Origin of the sequence: Okeania sp. SIO2F5 (assembly GCF_010692685.1) — a bacterium.
GTDB lineage: Bacteria > Cyanobacteriota > Cyanobacteriia > Cyanobacteriales > Microcoleaceae > Okeania > Okeania hirsuta.
Genome location: NZ_JAAHGU010000107.1, coordinates 1 through 26,172, shown reverse-complemented (window position 1 = coordinate 26,172; position 26,172 = coordinate 1). Strand labels below are relative to the sequence as shown.

21 protein-coding genes are annotated in these 26,172 nt (G+C 36.6%); 8 read left to right on the top strand and 13 right to left on the bottom strand.

The genetic code is table 11. The annotated features are described in order from the left end of the window. Positions 1–124 precede the first annotated feature (124 nt). On the bottom strand, positions 125–325 hold the full coding sequence (locus tag F6K27_RS24485; protein ID WP_287278784.1) for a hypothetical protein: 201 nt from the start codon (positions 323–325) through the stop codon (positions 125–127). Between the two features lie 676 nt (positions 326–1,001). Next, complete coding sequence (locus tag F6K27_RS24480) at positions 1,002–2,897, bottom strand: AAA-like domain-containing protein (protein ID WP_124144545.1); 1,896 nt, start codon at positions 2,895–2,897, stop codon at positions 1,002–1,004. Between the two features lie 1,142 nt (positions 2,898–4,039). Here F6K27_RS24480 and F6K27_RS24475 point away from each other — a divergent pair. Together F6K27_RS24475 and F6K27_RS24470 are read left to right on the top strand one after the other, a co-directional pair. Further along, a complete protein-coding gene (locus F6K27_RS24475; RefSeq protein WP_287278782.1) occupies positions 4,040–4,708 on the top strand; it encodes a DUF3747 domain-containing protein in 669 nt (222 codons plus the stop codon). A gap of 502 nt (positions 4,709–5,210) precedes the next feature. Continuing rightward, on the top strand, positions 5,211–5,543 hold the full coding sequence (locus F6K27_RS24470) for a hypothetical protein (RefSeq protein WP_287278780.1): 333 nt from the start codon (positions 5,211–5,213) through the stop codon (positions 5,541–5,543). Between the two features lie 340 nt (positions 5,544–5,883). Here the strand turns inward: F6K27_RS24470 and F6K27_RS24465 are convergent, their stop codons facing one another. From F6K27_RS24465 to F6K27_RS24445, 5 genes are all read right to left on the bottom strand, one after another. Then, a complete protein-coding gene (locus F6K27_RS24465; protein ID WP_375339707.1) occupies positions 5,884–6,165 on the bottom strand; it encodes a CHAT domain-containing protein in 282 nt (93 codons plus the stop codon). Positions 6,166–6,224: 59 nt separating this feature from the next. Continuing rightward, positions 6,225–8,966 carry a tetratricopeptide repeat protein gene (locus F6K27_RS24460; RefSeq protein ID WP_287278778.1) on the bottom strand — a complete coding sequence of 914 codons (2,742 nt, stop codon included), beginning with the start codon at positions 8,964–8,966 and terminating at the stop codon, positions 6,225–6,227. 2 nt (positions 8,967–8,968) lie between these two features. After that, positions 8,969–10,057 carry a hypothetical protein gene (locus F6K27_RS24455; protein ID WP_287278777.1) on the bottom strand — a complete coding sequence of 363 codons (1,089 nt, stop codon included), beginning with the start codon at positions 10,055–10,057 and terminating at the stop codon, positions 8,969–8,971. A 15-nt stretch (positions 10,058–10,072) separates the two neighbouring features. After that, on the bottom strand, positions 10,073–11,014 hold the full coding sequence (locus F6K27_RS24450) for a hypothetical protein (RefSeq protein ID WP_287278775.1): 942 nt from the start codon (positions 11,012–11,014) through the stop codon (positions 10,073–10,075). 117 nt (positions 11,015–11,131) lie between these two features. Then, positions 11,132–11,386 carry a hypothetical protein gene (locus F6K27_RS24445; protein WP_287278773.1) on the bottom strand — a complete coding sequence of 85 codons (255 nt, stop codon included), beginning with the start codon at positions 11,384–11,386 and terminating at the stop codon, positions 11,132–11,134. A gap of 244 nt (positions 11,387–11,630) precedes the next feature. Here F6K27_RS24445 and F6K27_RS24440 point away from each other — a divergent pair, with 244 nt between their 5' ends. Next, positions 11,631–12,821: an acyl-CoA dehydrogenase family protein gene (locus F6K27_RS24440; protein WP_287278771.1), complete on the top strand. Its 1,191-nt coding sequence runs from the start codon at positions 11,631–11,633 to the stop codon at positions 12,819–12,821. A 436-nt stretch (positions 12,822–13,257) separates the two neighbouring features. On the opposite strand, the gene F6K27_RS24435 is transcribed toward F6K27_RS24440, so the two are convergent. The 6 genes from F6K27_RS24435 to F6K27_RS24410 all read right to left on the bottom strand — a co-directional run bounded on the left by F6K27_RS24435 (position 13,258) and on the right by F6K27_RS24410 (position 19,557). Beyond that, positions 13,258–15,057, bottom strand: coding sequence for a M61 family metallopeptidase (locus F6K27_RS24435; RefSeq protein ID WP_287278770.1), 1,800 nt, complete (start codon positions 15,055–15,057; stop codon positions 13,258–13,260). Positions 15,058–15,203: 146 nt separating this feature from the next. After that, positions 15,204–15,887 (bottom strand): Crp/Fnr family transcriptional regulator, encoded by a 684-nt coding sequence (locus tag F6K27_RS24430; RefSeq protein ID WP_124144584.1) that lies wholly within the window; start codon positions 15,885–15,887, stop codon positions 15,204–15,206. A 576-nt stretch (positions 15,888–16,463) separates the two neighbouring features. Next, positions 16,464–16,817: a DUF1257 domain-containing protein gene (locus tag F6K27_RS24425; RefSeq protein WP_124144550.1), complete on the bottom strand. Its 354-nt coding sequence runs from the start codon at positions 16,815–16,817 to the stop codon at positions 16,464–16,466. Between the two features lie 175 nt (positions 16,818–16,992). After that, the gene (locus tag F6K27_RS24420; protein ID WP_287278769.1) at positions 16,993–18,510 is read right to left on the bottom strand and encodes an AAA family ATPase; all 1,518 of its coding nucleotides are present in this window, start codon (positions 18,508–18,510) and stop codon (positions 16,993–16,995) included. Positions 18,511–18,660: 150 nt separating this feature from the next. Continuing rightward, entirely contained in the window at positions 18,661–19,011 is a 351-nt protein-coding gene (locus tag F6K27_RS24415; protein ID WP_287278767.1) for a hypothetical protein, read from the bottom strand. A gap of 414 nt (positions 19,012–19,425) precedes the next feature. Then, positions 19,426–19,557, bottom strand: coding sequence for a zinc ribbon domain-containing protein (locus tag F6K27_RS24410; RefSeq protein WP_353736064.1), 132 nt, complete (start codon positions 19,555–19,557; stop codon positions 19,426–19,428). A 1,489-nt stretch (positions 19,558–21,046) separates the two neighbouring features. Here F6K27_RS24410 and F6K27_RS24405 point away from each other — a divergent pair. The 5 genes from F6K27_RS24405 to F6K27_RS24385 all read left to right on the top strand — a co-directional run bounded on the left by F6K27_RS24405 (position 21,047) and on the right by F6K27_RS24385 (position 25,828). Continuing rightward, on the top strand, positions 21,047–21,169 hold the full coding sequence (locus tag F6K27_RS24405; protein WP_275670343.1) for a hypothetical protein: 123 nt from the start codon (positions 21,047–21,049) through the stop codon (positions 21,167–21,169). 77 nt (positions 21,170–21,246) lie between these two features. Then, positions 21,247–22,044 carry a COP23 domain-containing protein gene (locus tag F6K27_RS24400; protein WP_124154427.1) on the top strand — a complete coding sequence of 266 codons (798 nt, stop codon included), beginning with the start codon at positions 21,247–21,249 and terminating at the stop codon, positions 22,042–22,044. Between the two features lie 61 nt (positions 22,045–22,105). Then, on the top strand, positions 22,106–22,954 hold the full coding sequence (locus F6K27_RS24395; RefSeq protein WP_124154426.1) for a serine protease: 849 nt from the start codon (positions 22,106–22,108) through the stop codon (positions 22,952–22,954). A gap of 56 nt (positions 22,955–23,010) precedes the next feature. Beyond that, entirely contained in the window at positions 23,011–24,480 is a 1,470-nt protein-coding gene (locus tag F6K27_RS24390; protein ID WP_287278765.1) for a serine protease, read from the top strand. A 70-nt stretch (positions 24,481–24,550) separates the two neighbouring features. Next, complete coding sequence (locus tag F6K27_RS24385) at positions 24,551–25,828, top strand: serine protease (RefSeq protein WP_287278763.1); 1,278 nt, start codon at positions 24,551–24,553, stop codon at positions 25,826–25,828. Positions 25,829–26,172 lie beyond the last annotated feature (344 nt).

Here is a 26,172-nt window from a genome sequence, read left to right as displayed (position 1 = left end):
CTATAACACTGAGTTTACCGTGAAAATTAACTATCTTAAGCATTTGCGATCACCTCCGGTTAAGCGTACGCTATCGCTTCCTAAAAGATAGTTATAGTAAGTGTTCGACTATTTCCGGAGATGTCTATTCGACTTGTAAGGTTTTATTATCGGCAGGATAACAAACACCTAAATTACGAACGATAACTTTTAATGGTGGGAATAATTCATCAATAATACTAAACTCAACTACAATATCATGGCTACGTTTTTTCCCTTCTCCTAACAACACAACAGGTTGTCTAACAGAATCAATAACTAACTTTAAATTGGTAGGTTCAAACATATTAAATGCTAACCTTCCCAGAGTATAAGCATATTTACCATTAGAAAGTTTCTCCCCTTGAGGAAAAGAAGGGGCACTAATTAATAGCCAATCTTGAGATTCTAGAAGGGAGCTATGGGTAGGTTATACTATAGGATTAAGTTGAGAAAGTTGCTCTATTTTTTCCTTAACATTCTGGTGTTTAACATCTCCTTGATATGTCTTCAAAGCTTCTTTCAAAGCAATTTTTGTTTCAAGTATTGTTTTGGTATAATACTATAGTAACTGCTATTACTACTTTTAACTTAGGAATATCTGTTTGCGTAGCACATAGAAATCATTAGAACGGGAACAAGCAACAGTTAGAACGGGAGCAAGAGCTCCCACTAGCTATACCATTATAATCCACCAGTACCTTTAGTTCTTCCTTCTCTCCTAAATAACTAAACTCCCTTCTTTTTTCCTCCTGACTCGGTCGTTCCCCTCCCCTCCTGGGAGGGGTTAGGGGTGGGTTGACTCCTGACTCCTCCATCTTTTATTTATAACTAAACACCTTCTTCCTTCTTACTTCTTCCTTCTTCCTTCTTACTTCTTCCTTCTTCCTTCTTCCTTCTTACTTCTTCCTTCTTACTTCTTCCTTCTTACTTTTTCCTTCTTACTTCTTACTTCTTCCTTCTTACTTCTTCCTTCTTACTTCTTACTTCTCCGATAACAAATGCGCTTGAAAATACTGACGATATAACTCACATCTGGGATAACATTTATTACTCTGCCATTTCACCAAACCTAAACTATCTAACTTAAAACCCAACATTCCTGTTAACTGCCCATTATAATTTTCAGAAATCGCATTTTTCATCGCTTCAGCTAACTCTGGATATTCTTCTAAATTCCACAAATGTCGTCGTAAATGGTCGCTATAAATTCCCGTTTCAGCAGTTACATTTTCCGGCAAATCTTCCAGAGTTAAATCTTGTTTAGAAATATGATATAAAGCAACCCTAACTAAATAAGGATGCCCGCCAACAATTGTCATTAATTTATCAACTTCTGACTCCGACCAATTCAAATTATGTCGCGATGCTAAATCTCGAACTTGTTGTGGATTAAACTCTGGTAAATCTATAGGCAATCCTACATTAAAAGGAGATTGATTAATATTCATGGGAATATAAACTTCCGTAGAATGTACTACCAATAATCGCAATTTTTTCCAAATAACTCGTCGCTTTGATTCCTCATGCCAAGCTCGTAATAATCCCAAAAAATCTTCGGCAATATCAGGATATTGAAAAACTCTATCAATTTCATCTAAACCCAACACTAAAGGATTATCTATTTGAGCTAATAAATACTTCTCAAAATAATCCTTACAATTAACTTTACTACCAAAAATATCATCCCAATAATCATCTAATTGATTAGGCAAACGTAACTCTCGTCCCACATAAGCACAAAACCATTTTAAGAATTTATCAAGATTACTAAAAACCTCTTTATCTACTAACTGAAAACTTAAAGGTACAGTCCGATATCCTTCCTGTGTAGCATGGTGTAAAATTCTTGCCATTAAAGAAGTTTTACCCATCTGTCGTGGCGCTTTAATTCTAATTAAACCACTTGGTTGCAAAATAGCTTGATAACAACGTTCTTCAATAGGTGGACGCTCGATATAAAAAGTAGATGCCACATCAATTTGTCCCCCCGGTATTTCAGGTTCAGCAGAGGGTAAAGGAGCGCTATTTGTTGATGCAATGCTACTAATTTCTTCCGCAGGTAAAGTCTCTTGTTGTTCCTCTACTTCCGACGCAATATTCTCCGGTGGAGTAGCTAAAAGAGTCAAAACTTCCCTCAGAATGACCACACTATCTTCTGGCGATCGCCACTCCCGTTGTTGAATGCGATAGAGATAACCCCGCAGATCGTGGTTGAGGGGTGTACTCAGGGAAAACCCTACCCGTATCGGCAAAATTACAGGTTTACGGTTGGGTCGGGAAAATTGTAACTCCCTTGCAAGTTGTACTTGATAGGTCAGTAACTCACTTTGTACCGACTGGGGAGGCAAAAATAACAGCAAATAGTCACACCGTCTCAACTCTTCATTAATACGCCGAAACCAATTTTCTCCCAGACGGATGCGGTCTGCTGCCATAAAAACCTGATGACCAGCAGCATTCAAGGCCGTTTCAAACTGTCGCGCCAATTCTCGATCCGGGTCTTGACTGCAATAACTGATAAAAACTTGGGAACTATTGTGACTCACTATTTCTTCGTTATTAAGTAGTGGCAAAAGTTCTCCAATAGGTTCTGTTTCACTTGAAGTTTGACTCTGTTTTCCCGAACGGTGGTCTGCTTCATCCAATGTCAGACCAAAGGAGGCAAAAAGCTGCTGAATTTTACTCAGGTCTGCACCGACTCGCCCTTGTCTAATTTTACTGATGGTGTCGGAACCCACTCCAGACTCAGCTTCAATTTCTGCAAGAGTAGCTCTGAGGTTGTACTGTTGTTTCCATTCTTCAATAGCTTCATTCAGTTTTTTCAGTCCAGAAGTTGTGAGAATTCGTCCGCGATCGCGCTTTGATTTTTTTTCCACTGTTTCTTCCTATTTGTATTTTTATTTATTTTACAGCAGTTATCGAGTTGATGAGGTATAAAGTTTTATTGCTCTAGGGAACAGGGAACAGGGAATATACGAATAAATAGTCTTATAGCTGTACCTCACTATCCTCAAAAGTGCTGTAAATGATTTTAACTAGCTATCAGCTTTTTTGTTCCGGAATACTTTCCTACAGAATGCTACGCAAACGCAAATAGCTGTCAGCTAAAAATTCAAGGGTTTGACTCCCCCACTTTAACGAACTCAGAAGTCAGAAGTTATTAGGGAACACCGGAGCTGGGAACAGGGAATATACGAATAAATAGTCTTATAGCTGTACCTCACTATCCTCAAAAGTGCTGTAAATGATTTTAACTAGCTATCAGCTTTTCTGTTCCGGAATACTTTTCTACAAAATGCTACGCAAACGCAAATAGCTGTCAGCTAAAAATTCAAGGGTTTGACTCCCCCACTTTAACGAAGTCAGAAGTCAGAAGTTATTAGGGAACACCGGAGCTGGGAACAGGGAATATACGAATAAATAGTCTTATAACTGTACCTCGCTATCCTCAAAAGTGCTGTAAATGATTTTAACTAGCTATCAGCTTTTCTGTTCCGGAATACTTTTCTACAAAATGCTACGCAAACGCAAATAGCGGTCAGCTAAAAATTCAAGGGTTTGACTCCCCCACCTCACGGGGTGACAAGTCACAAGTCACAAGTCAGAAGTTAACCCACCCCTAACCCCTCCCAGGAGGGGAAGTAGGGGATGCGTGAGCAACTCTCCAAAAATATTTCGCTTTAAAAGGCGGAGTTTTAGACCCAATTATTTTGATAAAAAAGCGCGTGATGCTTGTTAATGGGGGACTTAAACCTTCATTATACACCTTGAGAAGCTGATTGCTCATAGCTGAGTGCTGAATGCTACTTTAACGAACATAGCTAACTCTTTCTAATTTAAGGAAGTTAACTAATTAACAACATTTTAACTGCTTTTATCTCGAAACTATACTGCCTAACATAATTGAGGCTTTTCTAGATTTTTTTAAATCTGGTTTAATTAAAATCCTAATATTCTCTACAAAAAAAAGCCGATTTTTTTAAAGTATTTAGAGAAACAAAAAACAGGGATCAAGCCAATGAAAAATATTTTTCATCGTTCAATTTTAACTATTTTTAGCACAATATTTTTTACTATTAATACTGCGATATCTGCCCAAGCAAATTTTACTTTTGACGAGGTAGAAATTGACCAAAATAAAGTTGTTGCCATGGCAATGCCTCTGAGCGATCTAAACGGATATTCTAGTTATAAACTAATTATTTTAGAACAGCGTTCTAATGAAAGACCTTGCTGGAGTGAAAGTGAAGCAGGATTATATCCAATTTTAGTTGAGCCTTTGCTATTAAACTTTAATTTTTCTGGCATTTGTGGAAGAGCTACTGATAGTAATGGCTATTCAATTCGGGTAGATGGTAATGATTTATCAGTTAGTCATAGATTAATTTTGCAAAATGTTGGTGGTGAAATTAAATTATTTGGCATTTCCTTGACAGGAGATAAAAAATTGATTGGTAGAAGTCGCGGACTTAGTAATGGAATGATGAAAATTTTTCTAGAACCTGGTTGGCAATTTACTAAGCGTAGTTATCAAGGAAAAGTTCTTGGTCATTTTTATTTTAGTTATGATAGTTTTGCTGCTAAACAAGCTGAGATTGAGCAAAGAATATCTGAGATTGAGGCTCAAATTCCAGATAGTTTAGAGTTTTATGATAATACTAATTCAGCAATAGCAGAAGGTTCTTAACGAAGTCAGAAGTTAGAAGTCAGAAGTCAGAAGTTATTTTTTTAACGGGCATTTGAGCAACTCTCCAAAAATATTTCGCCTTAAAAGGTGGGGCTTTAGACCCATATTATTTTGATAAACTGAAGATTCATAAATTACAGAAGTATTTTTTAATATACCTTGAAAAATGTAGATTCAATACACAATATATATTTTGAAAATGGATGAATTAATTGAGAAATTTTAGCAATTTAAATTAATTTATAACTCTTAATAAAATCAGAAATTAGCAAATATTTTATCGATGGTAACTAGATTTAAAATTCAGTATATAGCTAGAAAAATTTGTACCGCCCTACTTTCTAATTGATCAAATAGTTAATATAGCAGTAGAAGCAAAGGGCACGGACAGATCAAAAGCTTAAAAATCAGACAACGCAAGATTTTTCCTTCTTCCTTCTTTCTTCTTCCTTCTTTCTTCTGCTATACATTAAAATTTTCTTTCACAAAACAATAAAAAAACATGAAAATCAGACTTATGAACCAGAGAAAAACCCATAAACCATCTCAGACAGAATTGAATAATTTAGAAACATTATTAACTTTAATTGGTCTAGATTTAGTCATTCAAGAAACAGAGTATTTTACAGGAGATGATTGGTTGCCTCTATGTAATGATATTGATAGTGGAGAAATTTATCGGGACTGGTTTATTTGGCAAGATACAGAAGTTACTCAAGAATGGGAAGCTTACGATCATGTTACTAATCAACGAATTATTGACGGTAACTTAACTAGATTAACAGCAAAAATAGATCGAATAGAAAACCAGAGAAACTTACAAATAAATAATTAGTTGAAGAAGGAAGAAGGAAGAAGAAAGAAAGAAAAGTCTTACTTTGTCTGAGTTTTAATTTTTTGAACTGTCCTAACCCTTCCTTCGACGGCTATACACACAAAACTACAATAAATTAGGAAATTAATTATGACAGGATTAGAAATAATAATTTTTGCTTTAGTACCGAGTATTGCTTGGGGAATAGGAATTGTATTTGCTTTCCCTCCTGACGATATTAATAATTACTAAAATCCAAAAATAAGTATCAAAACTTTCATCATCGTAGAAATTGATTAAATTAGTATAGTACTACGCAAATGGGTTAGGAGGTTTATAAACGCTCAAACTTAGTCAGGGATTACTTCTGACTTGCGCCTAGCGCTATCGGTGTCCCATCCCCGGAAAAGATAAAACTCGCCCAATAATAAGGATGTTGATATTCTCCTTGTTTCAACCAATTTCGCTGAATTTCCAGTAAAGCATCCCGGCGTCCTTTTCCTGCTTTTAATCCCTGATAATAAGCTACCATCAAATCTTTTGTGGCCTCATCTTCTACTTTCCACAGACTAATCATTTGACTTTCACTGCCTGCTATAACGAAAGCACGACGTAATCCATAAATTCCTTCCCCCGCGCTAATATGGCAATGAGCGCTCAGGTATTTACAATGTTCAGCTCACAGTACAGCCTGGAAAAGGTTTACAAAAAATAATGTGTAAATATGCCAGCGCACATTGCTATATCTCCTATTCCTGTATCGCAAGCGGATAATACCACTAATTGAGTGCCGACCAGATTTAAGAGGGTGGCTTCATCAGCACTAAAAACTCCATCATCCCCTCCACTCTGTCGTTTTTCTACTCCGGCAAACACTAACCCAGAACGAAATAGGGGGTTATCAGAATTGGTTGAGTTTTCTGATGTAGGTTTCAGTAAAAAGAATCCATGAGTGGCAATATGGAGGAAGTCAGGATTTTTGACTTGTTTGAGGGCGTTTTCTGTAGCATTGGTTTTCGTTAAAATTAGAGCTTCCGGGAATAGTTGACTGATGGTTTCTGCTTCTATTTGTGTACCTCTCAGGGATGGAAATCCGCGATCGGATAAATCTATGTAACGGTAATTGTCAAGGGCAATTATTTCTCCCTGTTGTTGATATTTTGGATTTGCTATGACTAGGGGAGTTTGTCGGTTATTTTTGGGATTTTGTCGTAGTAAGTCTCGTCCAGAGGTAAGATAGGTAATTTGATAATTTTCGACTAAATATTGGTTGTTCTCATCCGCTAATGCTTCAAAGGGTATTAGGTTGAGAGCAGCATCGGGAGATAAGAGAATAGTTTTGGTATTTCCCAAGAGTTGGCGTACTGGCTGCATTACCATTTCGTCGAGTTCTCTGGCAGGGTGTTTGAGTTGTTCAGGGGTAAATCCAAGGTCACGGAGGAATCTGCGTAATTTTTCTACTGTTTTGTCGATGGGTGCTGCTTCTCCTAAGTCGATGGCTTGGGGTTCACCGTTTTGATAGAGAACATAAGCAGCGTAGCGGGGTTTGCCAAAGCGTTCATTTCGGGGGGCTTTAGGATTAACAGGTCGATAGTGAACTAATTCTACTAAAGCAGTGCCCGCAGGAATTTGTTGTTGAATCTTTTCAATAGTAATGGGTTGAGATAAATTGCCAAACTCAGCACTACGGCGACTCAGTTTGCCTTCGAGTTCTTTTACTTCTTTTTCTACTTTAGTGAGTTCTTGACGGTAGATATCAGGAGAAGGAAAATCTTCAGGTTTCTTAAAATTGAGGTTAGAGAGTTGAGTGCGTTTAGCAATGAGTTGATTCAATAATTTTTGAGTGTCAGGATCATCAGTCTGTTGGCGGAGAATTTGTAAGCTGTTAGTTAAAACCCCAAGGATGCGTCCTTTACGCTCAAAGATAGTTTTAAGCGCTAGACGGGTGACTTTTGGATTATTGGGTGCAAATTGGAGATTGAGAGAAATAGTAGAATTAGTCGTTTCAGAGAATTTGTTTATGTAATCTCGTTTTTGGCGTGCATCACCTAGCACTAAATTTTTGGAGATATTGTGTTCTTCAATCGCCAGTCCTTGACTTAAAAATTCAATGCTGCGAGTTATATTGCCTTGAGATTGGTAAAACCATCCCCAGTTATTGAGAGTGGTTGCTACAGACAGATGATTTTCTCTAAGTTTTTGCTTATCAATAGCTAAATACTTTTGATAGAGAAGTTCGGCTTCAGCATATCTTCCTTGGTTATGGTAAAGTGCTGCAAGGCTACTGAAAAGGCTTATTACAGATGGATGCTCATCTCCTAACTGCTGCTTACGAATAGCTAAAGATTTTTTATAGAGAGATTCTGCTTCAGGGTATCTTCCTTGACTGCGGTAACAAAATGCTAGCTCCTTGAGAGTTGTTGCTACATAAAGGTGATTTTCTCCGAATGTTTGCTTCCTAATATCAAGAGACTTTTTTAAAAGGGGTTCCGCTTCGCTGTATCTTCCTAGAGAAAAGTAAAGATTTGCCAAGTTTTGAAGATTCAATGCTACATAAGGATGGTTATCTCCTAACTGTTTTTTCCAAATACCAAGAGACCTTTTATAGAGAGGTTCTGCTTCACTGTATCTTCCTTGAGACTGGTAAAGCAATGCCAAGTTATTAAGACTGATGGCTACACCAGGATGATTGTCTCCTAACTGTTGCTCCCTAATATCAAGAGACTCTTGGTAGAGCGATTCCGCTTCACTATATCTTCCTTGAGACTGGTAAAGCAATGCCAAAGTATTGAGAGTGTTTGCTATAAGGGGATGGTTCTCTCCTAACTGTTGCTCCCTAATATCAAGAGACTTTTGGTAGAGGGGTTCTGCTTCACTGTATCTTCCCTGTTGATAGTAAAGCAATGCCAGATTGTTGAAACTTTGTGCTACATCAAGATGGTCATCTCCTAACTGTTCCTTCCGAATATCAAGAGACTTTTGGTAGAGGGGTTCTGCTTCGCTGTATTTTCCCTGTTGATAGTAAAGTACTGCCAAGTTATTGAGACTGATGGCTACATCAGGATGGTTATCTCCTAACTTTTGCTTCCGAATAGCTAAAGACTTTTGGTAGAGAGGTTCTGCTTCTTTGTATTTTCCTTGAGACTGGTAAAGTCTTCCCAAGTCATTGAGACTTCTTGCTACATCAAGATGATTATCTCCAAGTGCCCTCTTACGAATCTCTAACGCTTTTTCTGCTAGAGGAATAGCTTCAGCATACTTCCCCTGCTGATTCAACTGAATAATCTGTTCAACTAATCTTTTAACCTCTGCTAGCTCTTCTTGCTCTGAAACTTGAGACAGTGCCTGCTCCACAATAAGCTCTGGCATCCCTACCCAAAAACCAGTCACTGCAACAACAGTAAAAACAGACAATATAGATAACTTTATCAAACTCTTTTTCATAATTAATCTCTCCCCAAAGCATCATTTATTAGTTCTTCATCTTCCTTATTTAGCTGCTTGCCTAACGCTAAATAATTTACCCTTGCCTTCTGCAACCACTCTGCTGCCTCATCCCAATTACCTAACAGATACTCCACCTCACCCAACCCCCATTGCATCATCGCCTTAACTTCACTCTTCTCCTGCTCCCCAGTCAACGCCAACCCTTGCTGATAAGGCTCCTTCGCCATTAAATTTAATCCTACCCGTTGGTAAGTATCCCCCAACAACTGATAAACCGTTGCCGTCTGACTTCCAGATTTGACTAACTTTTCCAACACCTGAATAGCCTCAAAATTTAATTTATTCCCTCGATAAAAATAGGCTAAAATCAACCCTTCTTGCTCTTGACTTAATTCCTGCTGCGCGATAATTACTACTTGTTCCCGTAAAGTCTTTGCTTCTTCTTCCTTTAGAACAGTAAAATTACTATACCTACCATCATCTTCTTCTATAGAAGTAACCCCATTATCCGCGACTACAGTTACAATATAATGCTGTCCAGGCTCTAAATTTCCACCGTAAAGAATTTTGGCTTCATTGGTTTCTGCTTCCCACTCTTCTTTCAAGCCTTCCACCTTAACTTTATAGTTAGTTACTCCAGGAACTTGATTCCAATGAATGGTTAATGAGTCATTGAAAACTTTAGTCTTGCGAGGACTAATCAAATAGGGCCGTTTTTGTAAACCCTTTTCTTTGAAGACAAGAGGACGGAGTCTATCGTTATTACAATCTGGGCATAATCTAATAACACCCTCTCCTTTAGGACATACTTCAGAAACAAGATATGTTCTTGGTTGTTTCACTGTATATTGATTCAAATCGCTACAATAAACTTTTACCCAAGCATTACTACCTAGCTTAATTTTGTCCTTATTACTGAGAGTAATACCAAACTCAGCTTGATGAAAGCCCTTCCATTGTGCCTTTTTTACTTGGACATTCCCCTGAAAATCAATTATGCGATGAACGGGACTACTTAACACAGGTGTTGCCCATCCCATAAGTATGAAAGTCAATGCAGCTTGGATTACCCCTTTCCAATTCAGCATAGAATTTACCATTATTTATTGCTTTAATTGTTGTTTAGCTTTATATAACCATTCATCCTCTTCAGAATTAATAGCCTCACCCGCAGCTAGACGAGATTCGATTAATTGACGACATTGTTGCCAATTTTCTTTGACTTTAGAAGATGATTTATCTGTCCTTAACAAGACCTGACTATAGATACAAAAAACTGCCCCTGGATTTCGGATATGTTCCTGATATTTAGAATTTTTAGCAATAGCTATTGCAGGCAAAAGATAGGCTACAGAATCATCATATCGCTTTTGTTTAAATCTGGCCCATGCTATATTTTTAAATATGCTATATTTTTGAGTCCAGAAATTCAACTTTTCCCGCTCAGTTAACCCCTCAAAACTCCTTTCTTTTTCCTCTAAAAGCTGCAAAGCTTGAGTCAGCAAAACTATCGCTTCCCCATTCTTATTTTCCTGAATATACCAATAAGCAAGATTATTATAGGCATCCAGAAAACCACCTTTAGCTGCAATTATGTATTGTTTCTTCGCATTGTCAAAATCTTGTAATTTCTCATAGACAGTTGCCAACTTATAACGAGCATCTAAATTATCACCATCTAACTTAATTGCTTGTAAATATTTTTCTTCAGCCGAGGCTAATTTTTCCTGGTCTTGTAATTTTTGACCTGCCGATTTATAGCGATTAGAAATAGACGGTAAATTCAACCAAATACCTAACAACAATCCCGTCATTAATAAACTAGAAACAAGCTTTGCCTCCTCGTGAAAATATTGAGGAATTCTGAATTTATCTAAAAGTTTATCGAACCCTTTTTTCCCCGTTTCCGTTAATTCACTTTGAGCTTGTAGTAACGATAAAATACTAGGAATAGCAATAGTTACTGCACCCCCTAACCCGGAACCACTACTCAGAAAAAGACTAGCCAAGGTTCCTAAAAGAGCTAAATTTCCCGTCCAAACCATAACTCTGATGACTTTAATTAACCCATCAAAACGATTCCAAGGGTGGGATTTTTTTGCTTTTTCCTCAACATAAATATCTAAATACCACCACCAAGCATTAGGGGGTTTAGGAAAATTTTATCGATATTCAGCTAAATTAATATCTTGAATTAATTTCTCAGCATTTTCTCTAAGTTTTATGTCTAATGCTTCAATTTTTAATATCGCATTAGCATAAGGCTTAATTTTATTTGATAAAGCCTTATGAATAGCATCTCTAATTAATAAAATTTCGATAACTTCGTGCTTTGATAGTGGAGTATTAGAAGTTTTTAATTTTTCTAACGACTGTTCTAAAGTATTTTGATAATTTTGTAAAAGAGTAATTTTCATCGCCTAACATTTCCCTTGAATATTAGCAGTTTGTCCAAGAAATAATATCTATTTATATCCTATCTTTACAACTATATTTGATAAACTCTGGATAATTAGCAATAAAAAACCTTTTTCCTGACAGTCTAGCTCATTTCCTTTTACTCCAGGGAAAAAGATTGATCAAATAGTGATAATTTTGTTCAAGTCAAGCAAGAAAATTAATTCTGATATAATACAGTAAAAAAACGTTCAGGATTTGTCAATGACCATTTCACTCCCTCCTAAAAACTCAGAAATTATCCCAAATATAGAGCAAATTGAAGCTTCAATTTTACAAAAATTTGTAGCTCCCCTAGCTAATGAAATAGATAGCGATAAAAAAGCATTAAAAACAGCTTTAATGACTCTAGGAAAATCAGGTTTATTAGCACTACAAGTTCCCCAAAAGTGGGGAGGTTTAGAATTAAATCAACAAGATTATTTTAATTATCAATTACTTGTAGCCAGATATTCTGGTGCATTATCTTTTCTCCAAACCCAACATCAAAGTGCAGGAGCAATATTAGCAGCAAGTGAAAATTATCAACTACAACAACAATATTTACCCAATTTGAGCCACGGCAAAATTTTATTAGGAGTAGGCTTTTCTCAACTCCGACGCTCTGGGGAAGCACCAGTCAAAGCTTTCCCGACTGCAGGTGGATATTATATAGAAGGAATAGTGCCTTGGATCACTGGGTGGGGTATATTTCAGGAGTTTATTATCGCAGCCAAATTACCGGATGGCAGAGCAATTTTTGGTATGATGCCTTTTGTTGAAAATGAGCAATCAAACGGCAATATTACTTTCTCAGAAGTTATGCCTTTATGTGCTATTAATTCAACTAATACTGTTAGTGCTACAGTCAAAAATTGGTTTTTATCTAATGAACATTTAGTTTCTATTAAACCTGCAAATTGGATTCAAGAAAAGGACATAAAAAAAATATTAAACTTTACTCCTTTTGCTTTAGGATGTGCCTTGGCAGGTATAGATATTATGACCGAAGTTTCAAAAAAGAAACCTCTAGCTTTTATTACAGATGCTATACATTCCCTCACAGCAGAAGTTAATCAATGTCGAAATTCTATAGAACTAGCTAATAAAAATCCTGACTCAGATTTTGCCGAAAAACTCCACCTCAGAGTAACAGCTATTAACTTAGCCCAACGTTGTACTGCTGCTGCTGTTACTGTTTCTAGTGGTGCAGCTAATCACAAAAATCATGGAGCGCAACGAGTTTATCGCGAGGCTCTAGTCTATACAGTTTCAGCTCAAACTACAGATATTATGGAAGCTACTCTCAAATGTTATAGCAGGGAACAGGGAACAGGGAACAGGGAACAGGGAACAGGGGGAAAAACATTTCCCTGTCTGAGGTTCACCATCAGCACAAGTCCTAATGGTACTTAGGGTTTGCGCTCAAAAATCTTTTAGTAGGGGTAGGAGACAGGAGAAAACCCACCCCTCGCCCCTCCCCCTCCGATGGAGGGGAAGACAGGAGACAGGAGAAATGGGAATGAGCGAGGAGGTAGAAGTAAGAATTGTAAGAATAATTTTTCTGCCCAACTATGCGCCTAAAATACTAACTTTTTGAGCGTTTTAGACTGAAACAGGCGCACTTTTTTCGACTCCAAAAAGGCACTTGTCTTTATATGTCAATGCTTTTAGATTTAATCAGCAACCCCTACTTAGACATTTTTTGGTAGGAAAAATGCTTCAAAGTCAGTCTAGACAAGGGAATTATTGTTTGGGTTGGCGATCGCCTCTTTCCCTAATCATAATAATCTGTAGTTGCATGCAACGTCCCTACCTATTCCCTATTCCCTGTTCCCTGTTCCCTGCTCTATTAAATAGATTCCAATGGCACCCCTAACCATCCTGAAAAATTTTCTAATTGTTTGAGTGTAAGGCTGTTCAATGATACCACTTGGTAATTACTAGGACTAGGAGTTGCCAAAATTACCTTATGGGTCAAAAGTTGATCCTGATGAAAAACCGTCACTTCAATGGAATCTCCTGGTTGATAATCTTTGAGGCGATCGCTCAATTTATCAGCACTTACCCGAAAACCATCTATTGCCAATAACTCATCACCTGCATCCAATCCCGCTAACTGTGCTGGCCCTTGGGCTTTGACAAATTTAATTATTTCTTTACCATTATTAGTGACGACATTCATACCTAAATCAGGCCATTTATTATCTTCTCTCTTAAGTCGTAATCCAAAAGGTCTGAGATACTCATCAAAAGGCAACTCATCTAAACCATGAATATACCTCTCAAAGAAGTCATCCAAATTTACTTCTGCTACTTCTTCAATTACACTTTTCAGTTGTTCGGGAGTAAAGCCTATTTCTGATTTACCAAACTGCTCCCACATTCGGCGCATTACATCATCTAGCGAGTATTGATTTTGATGTTTTTCCCTAATTAATAAATCGAGCAATAAAGATACCATCGCTCCTTTTAAATAATAGGAAATCTGGCAATTATTACTATTAGCATCCCGACGATAAAGTTTAATCCAAGCATCCCAACTAGACTCACTTAGAGGCTGTACCTTTCGTCCTATTGTTGTTAGGAAAAGTGTAATTTCTTTCCCTAACCCTTGTAAGAAAGTTTGAACATCATAAACACCAGCTCTGAAAGGAATTAATAAGTCATAATAGCTAGTTGTACCCTCACAAAACCATAGAGAAGGAGTATAGTTTTCCTGTTCATAATTAAATACTTCTAGAGCTTTAGGTCGAATACGCTTAACGTTCCATAAGTGAAAAAATTCATGGGCGACTAATTGCATAAAGCGATCGCGTTTTTCCTTACTCCTAAAACTGAATCTAGGATAATTTAAAGTACAGCTAAATTTATGCTCTAAACCACCAAACCCCTGTCCAGATATATGCAATAAAAATAGATATTTTTCATAAGGTAAACCACCAAAAAACTTGGCTTCTACATCAATAATTTTTTTAATATCTGGAATTAACTTTTCTGGTTCTGCATTACCTGTTCCCCAAATAGCTAACTGATGTGCTTTTCCTTGTACTTCAAATTGATATAATTGATGAGTACCTATTTCAAAAGGACTATCTACTAAAGTATCAAAATCTACTGCCTCAAATGTATTATCAGAACCTGGAATTTCTGGTAAAGAAGTCGCTACTTTCCAATCAGGTTTAGGTGGAATAATCTTTATCCAAATGGAATTTTTCTCAGCTCCAGGAATATCAAAAAATAAAGCTGCACCATTAAAATAACCATGTGTAGAGTCTAAATGATTAGTGCGTACCGTTAATTCATTTGCAAATATCCTGTACTGTACTATTACTTCAGAAGTTCCTGAAGTTTCTATTTGCCAATGATTTTTACTGAGCTTTTGCCAATCTAAAGAAGATTCATTTTCACTATAAGCACAAAAATCTTGTAAATGTTTAGCATATTCTCTAACTAAGTAAGACCCTGGTGTCCATACTGGCATCTTTAAATCCAGTTTTCCAGCTTTTTGAAATGAAGGAGATAGCTGTTCAAGTTGGACACACAAACTAACCTCAAACAGATGAGATTCTGGATGAGGCATAAATACTTGATATTGAATTGCTGGTTTTTTAATTGTGGGACTGAGGGATACTGTTCTAGCTTCAGTCATGGTTATTTATTTTTGATATTAACTATTTCCATTTGATTTTAGTATTATATATTTTCTGTTAATTCATCACATATTAATTAATATTATTTTTTAGACAAAACTTTTGATTAAGTTTTTAATGTTTAAAACATTATTATTTATCTAGTCTATTGACTTGCTAAATGCATTAAATGTTTGAGATTAAGTAAGTGAATTACCTGATGTTCTGTATATCTATTCATCCACCCCTTAGCCTGTAGTTTTTCCATGATTTTGCTAGTTTCTTCGATTGTTATATCTGTAACATCAGCTAAATCTTGGTCAGAAATATTAAATATTTCACAGGTTTTGTCTGTGGTCTGACCGTAATTTTCTACTAATTCAACTAATGTATTAGCCAGTTTGACTGCAGGGGGTCTATGACGCAGTTGATCACGAATATTTGTTTGCCTTAGACGCTTGACCATAAGTTGAAGCATTCGATGATGTAACTGAGGGTCTTTGAAGAGAGTTTGAATAAATCTTTGAGCTGAAATACTAATCAAACGTACTGGTGATAAGGCAACGACATCATTTGAGCGTGGTGACTCATCTAGAATAGCCATTTCTCCAAAAAAATCTCCTCTCCCTAGAATAGCAAGTGCAACTGAGTTGTCAGGGGACAATCTGCGTCTAACTTTGACCCAACCGGATACCACGAAGTAAACTGCATTACCCCAAGCATCCTCCATAAGGACGACTCTATTTGAGGGATATTCGTGTTTGACTGCAACTGAAAGTAGCCATTCCAAGGTTTCTGGGTTTGCTCCCTTAAACAGAGGAAAAACCTCGCTGAAAGCTTCTGTCTGCATGAAAATTACTGCTCTTTGTCGTATCTTGATATTGTTCAACTCTACAGCTATCATAACTGGAGTTTTTTAGTTAAGCCAAATTATGTTTTTATTCTTAATTATCTCAACTAAGTTTGATTAAATTAAAATAGTACTATCTTATCATTATTCTTTGCTTATTGCAAACTTAATTTAAATTGAATATTTAATATAGCCATTGAAGGAAAGGTTATACCATTTCTCAAAAACTTTTCAACCCGTATCTTGAGCAGGGGAGTGGGGGACCCACCCTTAACCACTCCCAGGAGGGGAATAGGGGGACAAGTAAATATAATAATAATTAATGCACTCCTAGGGTGCTAATGATCAAAAAGGTGATTATATTTGTGTTAATTACTGAATAATTGAAGTGCTACCTAAGTTAAGCATTAATGCATAGTAATTGGTATTAGGATAGGTCAAAAGCTTAAAATTCAGACAAAGCAATATTTTTCCTTCTTCCCTCTTCCTTTTTCCTTCTTCATTCTGCCAAAATAACTAAAAAAACGGGCTAACCCGATCTTGGTTAACCCGCAAACTTGGGAACGCGCAAATAGATTACTTCTGCACAACCAACTTGACATTAGCGTTTTGCAGACCACGTTGCTTAACAGCAGCTAAAGTCTTGTTAACGGCATATTTCTGATTGATGGAGTTGATCAACTCAGTTTGATTGTGCTTTTTAGCAACACCCCACAAGTCAGCGATTAGGTCAAAAGAACCATCACTATTGGAAGACCAACCTAAATCATATTCACCTTCGAGAACAGCAACGATATCTGAACGTACACGTTGGCCATTGTAGCCACGAACATCAGCGTTAGTTTTAACTGTGATACCCAAGTCACGCAGAGAAGCTTTTAAGATTTCAGAGTCAGAGATCTTGGTACGCAGTGTGCTGAAGTGAGACATTCGAGTTTCCTCCTAAAATTTTAACTGAAAACAGAAACAACAACGGTTTTTATGAAAAATTACCACTGCTCATCATCGTTAAGTTGATATCGAGTCAAAGTGGTTTTTTTAGGCACTGCTAGTAACTCTATACAGATTACTAGCCTTTACTCCTGTTTGGACCAGGAGAAAGCTTTTAGAACTCCAGTCTTTGATACTCGGCGACTGAAGCTGCAGCAGGCCGCGCACGTTGTCTTGCCCAATCTCGTAGTGCAGTCACCTGCTCTGTCATGGTTTTCGACAACGGTAGTGTAGCTTTAATCGCGGCAATAATATCTAGCTGTGTAAATTCTCTATCTTGAGCAAATGCCTCATACATAGCAGCGATTATGGCTTGCTCTATTTCTGCACCTGAAAAGCCTTCGGAAACATTAGATAATTGATCGAGATCGAAGCGTTCAATTTCTCGACGTCTTTTTGCTAGGTGAATCTTGAAGATATCTTGACGTTCCTGTTTGTTTGGTAAATCTACAAAGAAAATTTCATCAAATCTACCTTTACGCAAAAACTCTCCCGGTAAACGTTCTACTCGGTTGGCAGTTGCCATCACAAATACTGGGGAAGTTTTTTCTTGCATCCAAGTCAGGAATGAACCGAATATTCTACTGGAAGTACCTCCATCAGAGTCAGCTGAACCAGTACTACCAGCAAAAGCTTTATCTAACTCATCTATAAATAGTATAGCTGGTGATATTGACTCGGCTGTTTTGAGAGCATTTCGTAAATTAGCTTCAGAACGTCCTACCATTGAACCATCGTAGACTCGTCCCATATCCAAGCGCAATAATGGTAAACCCCACAGGCGAGATGTAGTCTTTGCTATTAAAGATTTTCCACATCCAGGTATTCCCAAGATTAACATACCTTTTGGCTGAGGTAGGCCATATTCTCTAGCTCTCTCTGTGAAAGCATCAGAACGTTGTCTTAACCAGTGTTTAAGTTCCTCTAGCCCACCTACAGCATTAATAGTTTCATCCTCTTCGATGTACTCTAATATGCCGTTACGCTTGATTAGCTGCTTTTTCTCAGACAGTACAATCTCAACCTCTTGTTCAGTTAGACGTCCTGCTGTTACTTGAGCTTTGCGATATACCTTTTCAGCCTCATCTTTTGTAAGACCTAAAGCTGCTTTGAGGAGCTTTTCCCTTGTCTCTGTGGAAATGTTACGCTTCCCTAGATATTGTGAGAGGACTTGATTCAACTCCTTCATATCTGGTAGTGGAAAATCAAGTACAACTACCTCCTTTTCTAGTTCTATCGGAACATTCTGCACTGGGGACATCAATATAATTGTCTTATTTGTGCCCTTGAAACTAGCGATCGCATCTCTTAACCACCTAGTAACTGGCGGTGAGTCAATAAACGGATGTAGATCTTTGAATATATATATTCCAGCGTTGTTGCTAGTATCTCGCTGTCTGATTACCCACTCTATAGCTGCCTCTGGTGAGACTGTATTATGCTGAGTAGTATTTTTGCTTTGACCATACTCTACTATTCCGTGAGTTACTGTCCAAACAAATACTTTTTTCTGAGACTGGGGCTTAAGTTGAGCTATAGCTGCAATTGCCTGCTCTGACCGCTCTTCCTCGGATGTTACGAGGTAGATCAGAGGATATTGAGCTTGGATTAGAATCTTAATTTCTTCTTTCATAGTCCTCGATCCCATAGAAACGGTACAATAGATTACGGCTTAATTGAGTTTATGCTTGCTACCCTTAGCAGTATAATGAGCAATTATTTAGAGGTTTAACTGTCATCTCTACTACTTTGTAGTCATCAGATGTAGTCATTTCTACATTCATCAGCAGGGAACTAACTCTTGCTCTCCCGGTTGACCTTTAGATTTTTCTGTTTCCGGGGTTTCATTTACTGGAATATTTTGGTCTGCCAATACACTTGGCTGATTTTTCAGGGATGCCAGTTCTCCTTCTCGCATTACAACTGAACTCGTACACTCTGGACAAGTGTATACCCGGTGGGTTTGTCCATACATTGAACTTAGTTCATCCACTACTTCTGGGTTTTCCAGATAGAAAAGGATAGCTCTTTCTGCTATTGATGACATTGGTTCCGAGTCAACTGCTGCTCTGATTTTGAGCTTGCGATGCAGTTCTGGTTGGATGTATAACGTAACTTTTTGCTTGTCTTGCATATGACAGTCAACTTGTTTACCCGGGTATGTATATTACATTAACTATTCTTCTAGGGAATGTCAAGCAGTTAAACCGTTTTGACTCTAATATTGTAACATATATTTACATTTTATCAAAAGTAATTTACTGATAAAAAAAGCTAGACTCTACTTTGCATAAGACTTACAGCCTTATATAGGCTATCAAATGTTTTGCTTTTTTGACTAAATAATTTAAACAAGAATCGAAATTAGATTACATATAGCAGGGGACAGGGAACGGACAAGAGTGGGGAAAAGTACTTCCCTGTCTAAGGTTCATCATCAGTCTGTGTCCTAACCAACTCGTTCCTTGCTATCTGAATTTGGATTAATTTCTAACATACATTCTGCAAAACAGTAAAAATAATTTATATTTTTTAATATTTTTCATGGTTAAGCGGACTGGATGTTAAACAGAGGTAATTTTTCTACTATGTGCCCACAATCAGAACAAAGCTTAGAACTGGGAAAGAATCGATCAATCTTGATTAATTTCCGTTCATACCATTCCGCTTTAGAGCTGATTTGTAAACTTAGCTAAAACCCTTATATAATCTAACTATCAGGGATTTAGCTGTTTTTAGCAAAACTCCCAAAACCCTTGTAATGCAAGGGATTTAGCCTCTTAATATTCACTTGATAAATCAGCTCTTATACTCTAATTGTCTAACTAACTCGGACTAGTTGGCATCACTCCCACCCCTCTTGCTCCCCTACCGGGAGCAGGGCTAATTCTTTGTCGTCAGAGAATATTTATATGGATATGAAATATAGCAATGTGCGCTGGTATATTTACAAATTGCAGGAGGTGTCCAATAGCTAAAAGTCTTATATTATCAGCTTTTTATTCCCCCAAATGAGCTGTTGCCTGCGCGCAGCGCTATAATTAAAACTCACATTCCGCACTTCAATTTGTAACATTAAAAGTAGTAGAAGAATCCGTAACTTGGTAGGTATTTATACTATATAGCTCCTACATTATGACCTTTCTCAGCAGTCAGATTCTCAGGAAAATATTAAGTATAAATACTCAATTACTTACTCCTATTGACCACTATAATTGTCTCCTGTCTCCTATCTCCTATTTTATATACTACAAAAGTAGTATAGATATAGGTTTCATTGTGCAAATATAAGAATCTCCCCATCTCCCCACACTTCCCACACTCCCTATCAATTATTCTATAGCGTGACAATAAATTAACCCTGTTTCCCGGGAGGGGATGGGGGTTGGTTATGATTCTTGACCATATTCTTTACTGCTAAATCCTCAACCACAACAGTTTGATTTTCTCTGATTAGTTGTAGGGAAGCCGTCGGATTGGCGACTTATGTTAGGTTGTGTGTATAGTCAAGCCTTGAATCTTTAATTTTGACGTGGATCTTTGCTATTTTAAGTCTGGCTTTTCGATCAAAAATTAATATCAGAAGAATTTAGTTAGCTATTTGCTATATTTAGTTTATGGGGTATTGCTTCAAACAATATCCTCAGTTAATCCCTAAATCCTTACTCCTATTCCTGCCTAGCGCTTAGGCAAATGGGGTATATTTGAGTTTTTTTGATGAATCAATACCTGTTATCTCTAGCTTGTGCCGGTTAGTAACCTATCAATTACTAGCAATAATATTAACAGCACAAGCTCAAATAGGCACTATATATATCTAAGCTTAATATCATAGTAGTTCAAGAAAATAAACCTAAAAAGGCTCAAACGAGTATTTCTACTCACTCTCCTAATAGTCAAACTACAGGTTATAGTCCTCGTGCTATTAGATACCGATTTGAATGTAACTCAAATAATCAAACAGTTTTAGCTATTTATCAAGCACGACGAGACCGTAGAGGGAATATATTATCTTTGTGGAAAAAATTTACCGAACCAGAGGGAGGTTGTAATCAAAATAATGTTCTGTGGACTCTGAGACATGACAATCAAAATTCCAATGGTTCAAATTATTCGACATTCGACAATTACTGAGCACACTTCGAGGTAAAGCGAGCAGTAGCATAATTATGGAAAGTCAAAATGATGAAGAAATAGAAGCATCTTCAGAAGTTAACATGGAAAATATAATTGATGCCATTATTGAAGAACAAAGTGAAAAATTTGATGAGGAATACGAATTTCCTGAATAATAGAACAGAGAAAGGAAGGATGAAACAAACAGCAAACTTAAAGTTTTTGCTGAACTATAAGCTAGGAAATATTAATTATGGAACACCGAAAAATATTACCTATGGTCTGTGCAGTAGCGATCGCTGCTCAACTCTTAGTTATCAAAGTACAGTCCAGTTTTGCCCAACTCACAAACTCAAATACTACAGTTACTCAACTTAGTACATCTGATGACGAACCAGATAATAATCCCACTCCTTCAGTCAACCCTAAAAAGATACGTTACAGTCGCCGTTACGCATACAAATATAAGTTTGATTGTACACCAGAAAATCAAACTGCGCTAGTCATATATCAAGCACGTCGTAGTCGTCAGGGTGAAATAGTTACATCCTGGAAGGAAGCGACTAAAAGACCTCTAATTCAATGGACAAAGGGAGGTTCCGTAGAATTTGGTGACAAGTATACTCCGGAAGCTCGTTGTCAGGCAGTTACAGATAGATTTAATCAGCATTTTATACAGGGAGAAAAACCAAAGATGCCTCCTTTAAGTGAAGGAGTTGTTAATGGTATGGCTGTAGTTTGTGCTGCTAAAGCAGGAGGTTGTAACTCTAGTAATTTGTTGTGGACTCTCAGAAATAATAATAGAGCTACTAACGGTAAAATTCTGATGAATTTAGTAAGTTCTCTCAGAGGTAATGCTAGTGCTTCGTTAATAATTGAAAGTAGCGATGTTGTGGAAAATAAAAGCCTTGAATGGGTTGAAAAATTGTCAGTTATTGATGGGTTGAAAGCATCATCAGTAAATCAGGAAAAAATGCTGGAGGTGGATATGGAAAAGTTGATTTTTCAAGTTATAGAAGAACAAAAAAAAATGGAAAATCAGGAGTTTTAAGGCTGGAAATGAGAATTGTTAAACAAAAATTTTAGGGACAAAGAAACTCCCACTAACTTAAATGAAACAATTGATAAGTTTAATGGCAATAATTCCTACTTTTTGGGAACTTTGCCTTTCTCAGGTAGCATCAAACTCTGAAGAAGTTAATCTCCCGCAAATTCAGGCAGTTTCTGTTTCTACTATTAAGTATAATCCAACTGTGGAGGCGATCGCTAGACCTCTGACTGTTAGATTGATCGGGAAAAATATTGCTGGCTCAGGAGTGATTATTTCTCGGAAAGGTAGCGAGTATTTTGTTCTAACTTGCGCTCATGTACTTGATTCAAATCAAGAAAATAAATTTGCAGTTTTAACTGTAGATGGAAAAGAATATACTGCTCATAAAGATACTAGATTTAATTTTAGAGAACTGGATTTGGCAATAGTTAAATTTTCCACAAATAATGAGTATAAAGTTGCTGTTGTCAATGCTAATTTTAACTTAAGTTTAGGAGAACAAGTTTATGTGGCTGGATTTCCTAACTATGAAAGGAAGGCAGTAAATTTAGTTACTACTGTAGATTTAGGAATTAAACCATATAATTTGACTAAGGGTAAGGTTATTCATCTACTTAATTTATCCTTGGAGAGAGGTTATAAAATTGGCATGAGTAATGAGATTGAAATTGGGATGAGTGGGGGACCAGTTTTGAATCAAAATGGTGAGTTAGTTGGGATTATTGGTCGGGCAAAGTATGCTTTTGGTGGCTTTGATGCTTATCGATTTTCTGATGGTAGTCAACCATCAGAAGAGCTACTTGATGAATTCCTGAGTGCTAGCTGGGCAATTCCTATTGCTAAGTTGAATCAACGGGATGATTTTGCAGAGATAGTAAAGACAAATATTAGTGATTTGTCTGGTGATTAAAATTAGTTATTTGAGATTTTTTTTGACACAAAAATTTGGAATAGGTGTGAAAAAATATGATAAAAAAAAGAGATATATTTACTGCCTCTCTGACTGGAATTATTCTCAGTATTGGTAAGGGAGTAGATGCAGTTCCTAGAAAATTAACAGTAGAAGAAATTAACTCCATATCTAAACAAACTACTGTTCTAATTGCCCCCAGGTTAAGTGAACCTGAAAAAGATGATTTATTAAAAAGAAAACCTGTAGCTAGATGGACAGTAGGTTCAGGAGTAATTATTGCTAAACAAGATAAAACATACTATATTTTGACAGTAACTCATAACTTTAGTCAGGAACAAGTAAGTCAAGATGCACATTATGGCATACTAACAAGTGACAAAAAAGTTCATCAAGTTACAAAAATCAACGATGGTAGAGAATGTACTAATAGATTCTTAGAAGCAATAAAAAATAAAAAAGTAGAAACCGCTTTAGTAAGATTTGGTTGTTTTAACAATCAAGAAATAAATGGCTATGATTTAGCAATAGTTAGTTTTGAAAGTAAAAAAAACTATCCTGTTGTGACCTTAGGAGATGCTAGTAAATTACAAGAAGAAGATATTGTTTATATTTCTGGTTGGCCGAAAATTGAAGCGGAACCGAAGCTAAAACTTGATGGAACTATGCAATTAGATTCCCAAGGAAAAATAATTTGTAAAGATCCTGCACCTGAAAGGCAAAGACACCTAGCATGGGGACCATTAAAAGCTTCTATTCCTGTTACTGAAAAGGATAATGGTTATAGCTTATATTATACAGATTATACTCGTCCAGGGATGAGTGGTGGTCCTGTGTTTAATAGTGGCGGAGAGCTAGTTGGAATTCACGGACGAGGCTCGACAAATAAACCTATTTGCGGACAAATATATGAACCAATATCTAATAATAATTCTACTTCAAAAAATAAATTTGAGGCAGGAAATAATTCAGACCCTTTTAACGTGTTTGAGTCTGAAAATACTAGGTTGAAAAATGAAGATCAGAAGAGGCAAGGTGATTTCCCAGGATATCCAGAATTTGAATCTCAAAAGAACTTAGAGAATGGCTCAAATAAAAATCCAAATAATTCTACATTAGACTTGGATGATACTTCAAAATCAATTTATGATTTACAGAAAATGTATAGTAGTGCCCAAAATGTTAATTATTCTCGAAAGTTGATTCAGGAGATAGAAATGAATTTATCTTTTAAATTAGATGCTCCTTCACAAAGGATAATTCAATCAGAAATAACAAAAATTCCTCAAATTAAGATTCCTGGTGTAAGTAGCCAAATCGAAAATTCTATGTCGAGAAAATCAGATATAACAATATTAGAAAATCCTGAATTGATAACTCCAAATCAAACACCTGAATTGATCGATCCAAATCAAACAAAAGAGGGCGGGTTTGAAGACCCTAATGATAAGATAGACAATATATATGAAATTTTTAATTTTGATCTAGAAACTCGTATTCGGGATAAAAAACCAGATCTATTATAGGTAATTGAAACATCATAAAATATAAAGTAGGTTTAATGAAAAAAATTATGTAATAGATGCAGGGGGGCAAATGCTATATTTTTTCATAAAAAAAACTCAAAAATTATCTATCTTTATCGGTGGAATCTTCCTTAGTTGTCTAGCATCAACTCCTGCTGTGGCAGAACTTTCAATAGAGGAAATTAATTCTATAGCTAGACAAACAACTGTATTAATTGCTCCTGCACTAACCCCTGAATTACGACAAGATTTAGAAGAAAATCGTAATAACCCATTACAAAAATCAGGGATTTGGAATCCAGGTTCAGGGGTAATTATTGCTAAAACAGGAAATAAATATTATGTCTTAACTGTAGCTCATAATTTTATACAAAGACACCTTGATAGTAAACAGTATTGGCAGCAGTTGGGAGGTATTCCTTATTATGGAATTAGAACTTATGATGGGAAAGTTCATATTGTTAAAGATGTTAATGACCACCGGGGGTGTCCTCTAAAAGGCAATCCGAAATTAACAGTATTGGTGAGATTTGGCTGTCGTGATCGCTTTATTGCAGGTACAGATATAGTTGAACGCAGCATTGGTACAGATCAAATAAGAGGTGTAGATTTAGCGATCGTCACCTTTAAAAGCACAAACAATTATACAGTTGCTCCTTTAGGAGATCCTAAACAGGTCAATATCAACGATAGAGTATATATTTCCGGTTGGCCTGACCCAGAAAGAGAGCAAGACCCGCAGACAGGTAGATGTCGTAACAGAGTAGCTCGCAGACAACGCCGTTTAGCTTGGGGTTTAGTTAGGGGAAAGATTAACCCTGCTCCTGAGCATCTGGGTTATAGTATTTTTTATACTGATGAAACTGCTGCTGGTATGAGTGGGGGACCTGTGTTTGATAGTAATGGTCGTGTAGTTGGCAGTCATGGGTTAGGTAGTCAGAGTAAACCTTTATGTGGCGGGAGTCTTGAGGCAGGAGGTGAATCTGATTCTAGTTCTGATTCTGATAATGTTTCGAGTGGTGATAGTCTTGATTTTAATAAGTTGCAAAAGCGGTATAGTAGTGGGCAAAATGTTAATTATTTTGAGAGTTTGCTCAAAGAGTTTGATTTTGATTTGACTTTCAGACGAGAGTTACCTAGACCTGAAGTTATAAAAGCTGGTATTACATACATTAAAAATTTAGAAGTTGCTAGTAGTAGTGGTCAAGTAGAATTTGACGCAAGTGAGGATGTATTTGATGACCCTAATGATGTTGTTGATGATATTTATAAACTGTATACGTTTGAGTTAGAGAACATGATTAGGGATGAACCTTCTGGTGGTCCTGAGAGTATATTGTTAGATTGAGAAGGAATCAGAAGGAAGAAGGAAGAAAGAAGAAGGAAGAAGGGAAATATTACGTTGTCTGAGTTTTACAGCATATTTCAGGTTAATGAGGTACAAGTATGAATGGTAAAGTGCTTGTAGTGCGGACATCTTGCCCGCGTACTGGTGTAGTAAATAGGGCTTGCTGATTAAATATAGCAATGAGCGCTGGCATCTTTACATGTTACATAGATATTTGCAATGTAATATAAAAGTAACTGTATGAGCTGTATTTTTCATAAATTAGGCGATCGCTAAACCTTAAAGTTTTAAGGATGTCTGTAATGGTATTGATAATTTACAGTTTATAGCTTGAAATTGTTTAC

Coding starts and splice junctions, on each gene's coding strand:
- F6K27_RS24470 (WP_287278780.1), top strand. CDS start 5,211: ATGAAAATCAGACTTATGAACCAGAGAAAAACCCATAAACCATCTCAG.
- F6K27_RS24455 (WP_287278777.1), bottom strand. CDS start 10,057: ATGCTGAATTGGAAAGGGGTAATCCAAGCTGCATTGACTTTCATACTT.
- F6K27_RS24445 (WP_287278773.1), bottom strand. CDS start 11,386: ATGAAAATTACTCTTTTACAAAATTATCAAAATACTTTAGAACAGTCG.
- F6K27_RS24425 (WP_124144550.1), bottom strand. CDS start 16,817: ATGTCTCACTTCAGCACACTGCGTACCAAGATCTCTGACTCTGAAATC.
- F6K27_RS24475 (WP_287278782.1), top strand. CDS start 4,040: ATGAAAAATATTTTTCATCGTTCAATTTTAACTATTTTTAGCACAATA.
- F6K27_RS24420 (WP_287278769.1), bottom strand. CDS start 18,510: ATGAAAGAAGAAATTAAGATTCTAATCCAAGCTCAATATCCTCTGATC.
- F6K27_RS24430 (WP_124144584.1), bottom strand. CDS start 15,887: ATGCAGACAGAAGCTTTCAGCGAGGTTTTTCCTCTGTTTAAGGGAGCA.
- F6K27_RS24440 (WP_287278771.1), top strand. CDS start 11,631: ATGACCATTTCACTCCCTCCTAAAAACTCAGAAATTATCCCAAATATA.
- F6K27_RS24395 (WP_124154426.1), top strand. CDS start 22,106: ATGAAACAATTGATAAGTTTAATGGCAATAATTCCTACTTTTTGGGAA.
- F6K27_RS24415 (WP_287278767.1), bottom strand. CDS start 19,011: ATGCAAGACAAGCAAAAAGTTACGTTATACATCCAACCAGAACTGCAT.
- F6K27_RS24460 (WP_287278778.1), bottom strand. CDS start 8,966: ATGAAAAAGAGTTTGATAAAGTTATCTATATTGTCTGTTTTTACTGTT.
- F6K27_RS24450 (WP_287278775.1), bottom strand. CDS start 11,014: ATGGTTTGGACGGGAAATTTAGCTCTTTTAGGAACCTTGGCTAGTCTT.
- F6K27_RS24385 (WP_287278763.1), top strand. CDS start 24,551: ATGCTATATTTTTTCATAAAAAAAACTCAAAAATTATCTATCTTTATC.
- F6K27_RS24400 (WP_124154427.1), top strand. CDS start 21,247: ATGGAACACCGAAAAATATTACCTATGGTCTGTGCAGTAGCGATCGCT.
- F6K27_RS24405 (WP_275670343.1), top strand. CDS start 21,047: ATGGAAAGTCAAAATGATGAAGAAATAGAAGCATCTTCAGAAGTTAAC.
- F6K27_RS24390 (WP_287278765.1), top strand. CDS start 23,011: ATGATAAAAAAAAGAGATATATTTACTGCCTCTCTGACTGGAATTATT.
- F6K27_RS24435 (WP_287278770.1), bottom strand. CDS start 15,057: ATGACTGAAGCTAGAACAGTATCCCTCAGTCCCACAATTAAAAAACCA.
- F6K27_RS24485 (WP_287278784.1), bottom strand. CDS start 325: ATGTTTGAACCTACCAATTTAAAGTTAGTTATTGATTCTGTTAGACAA.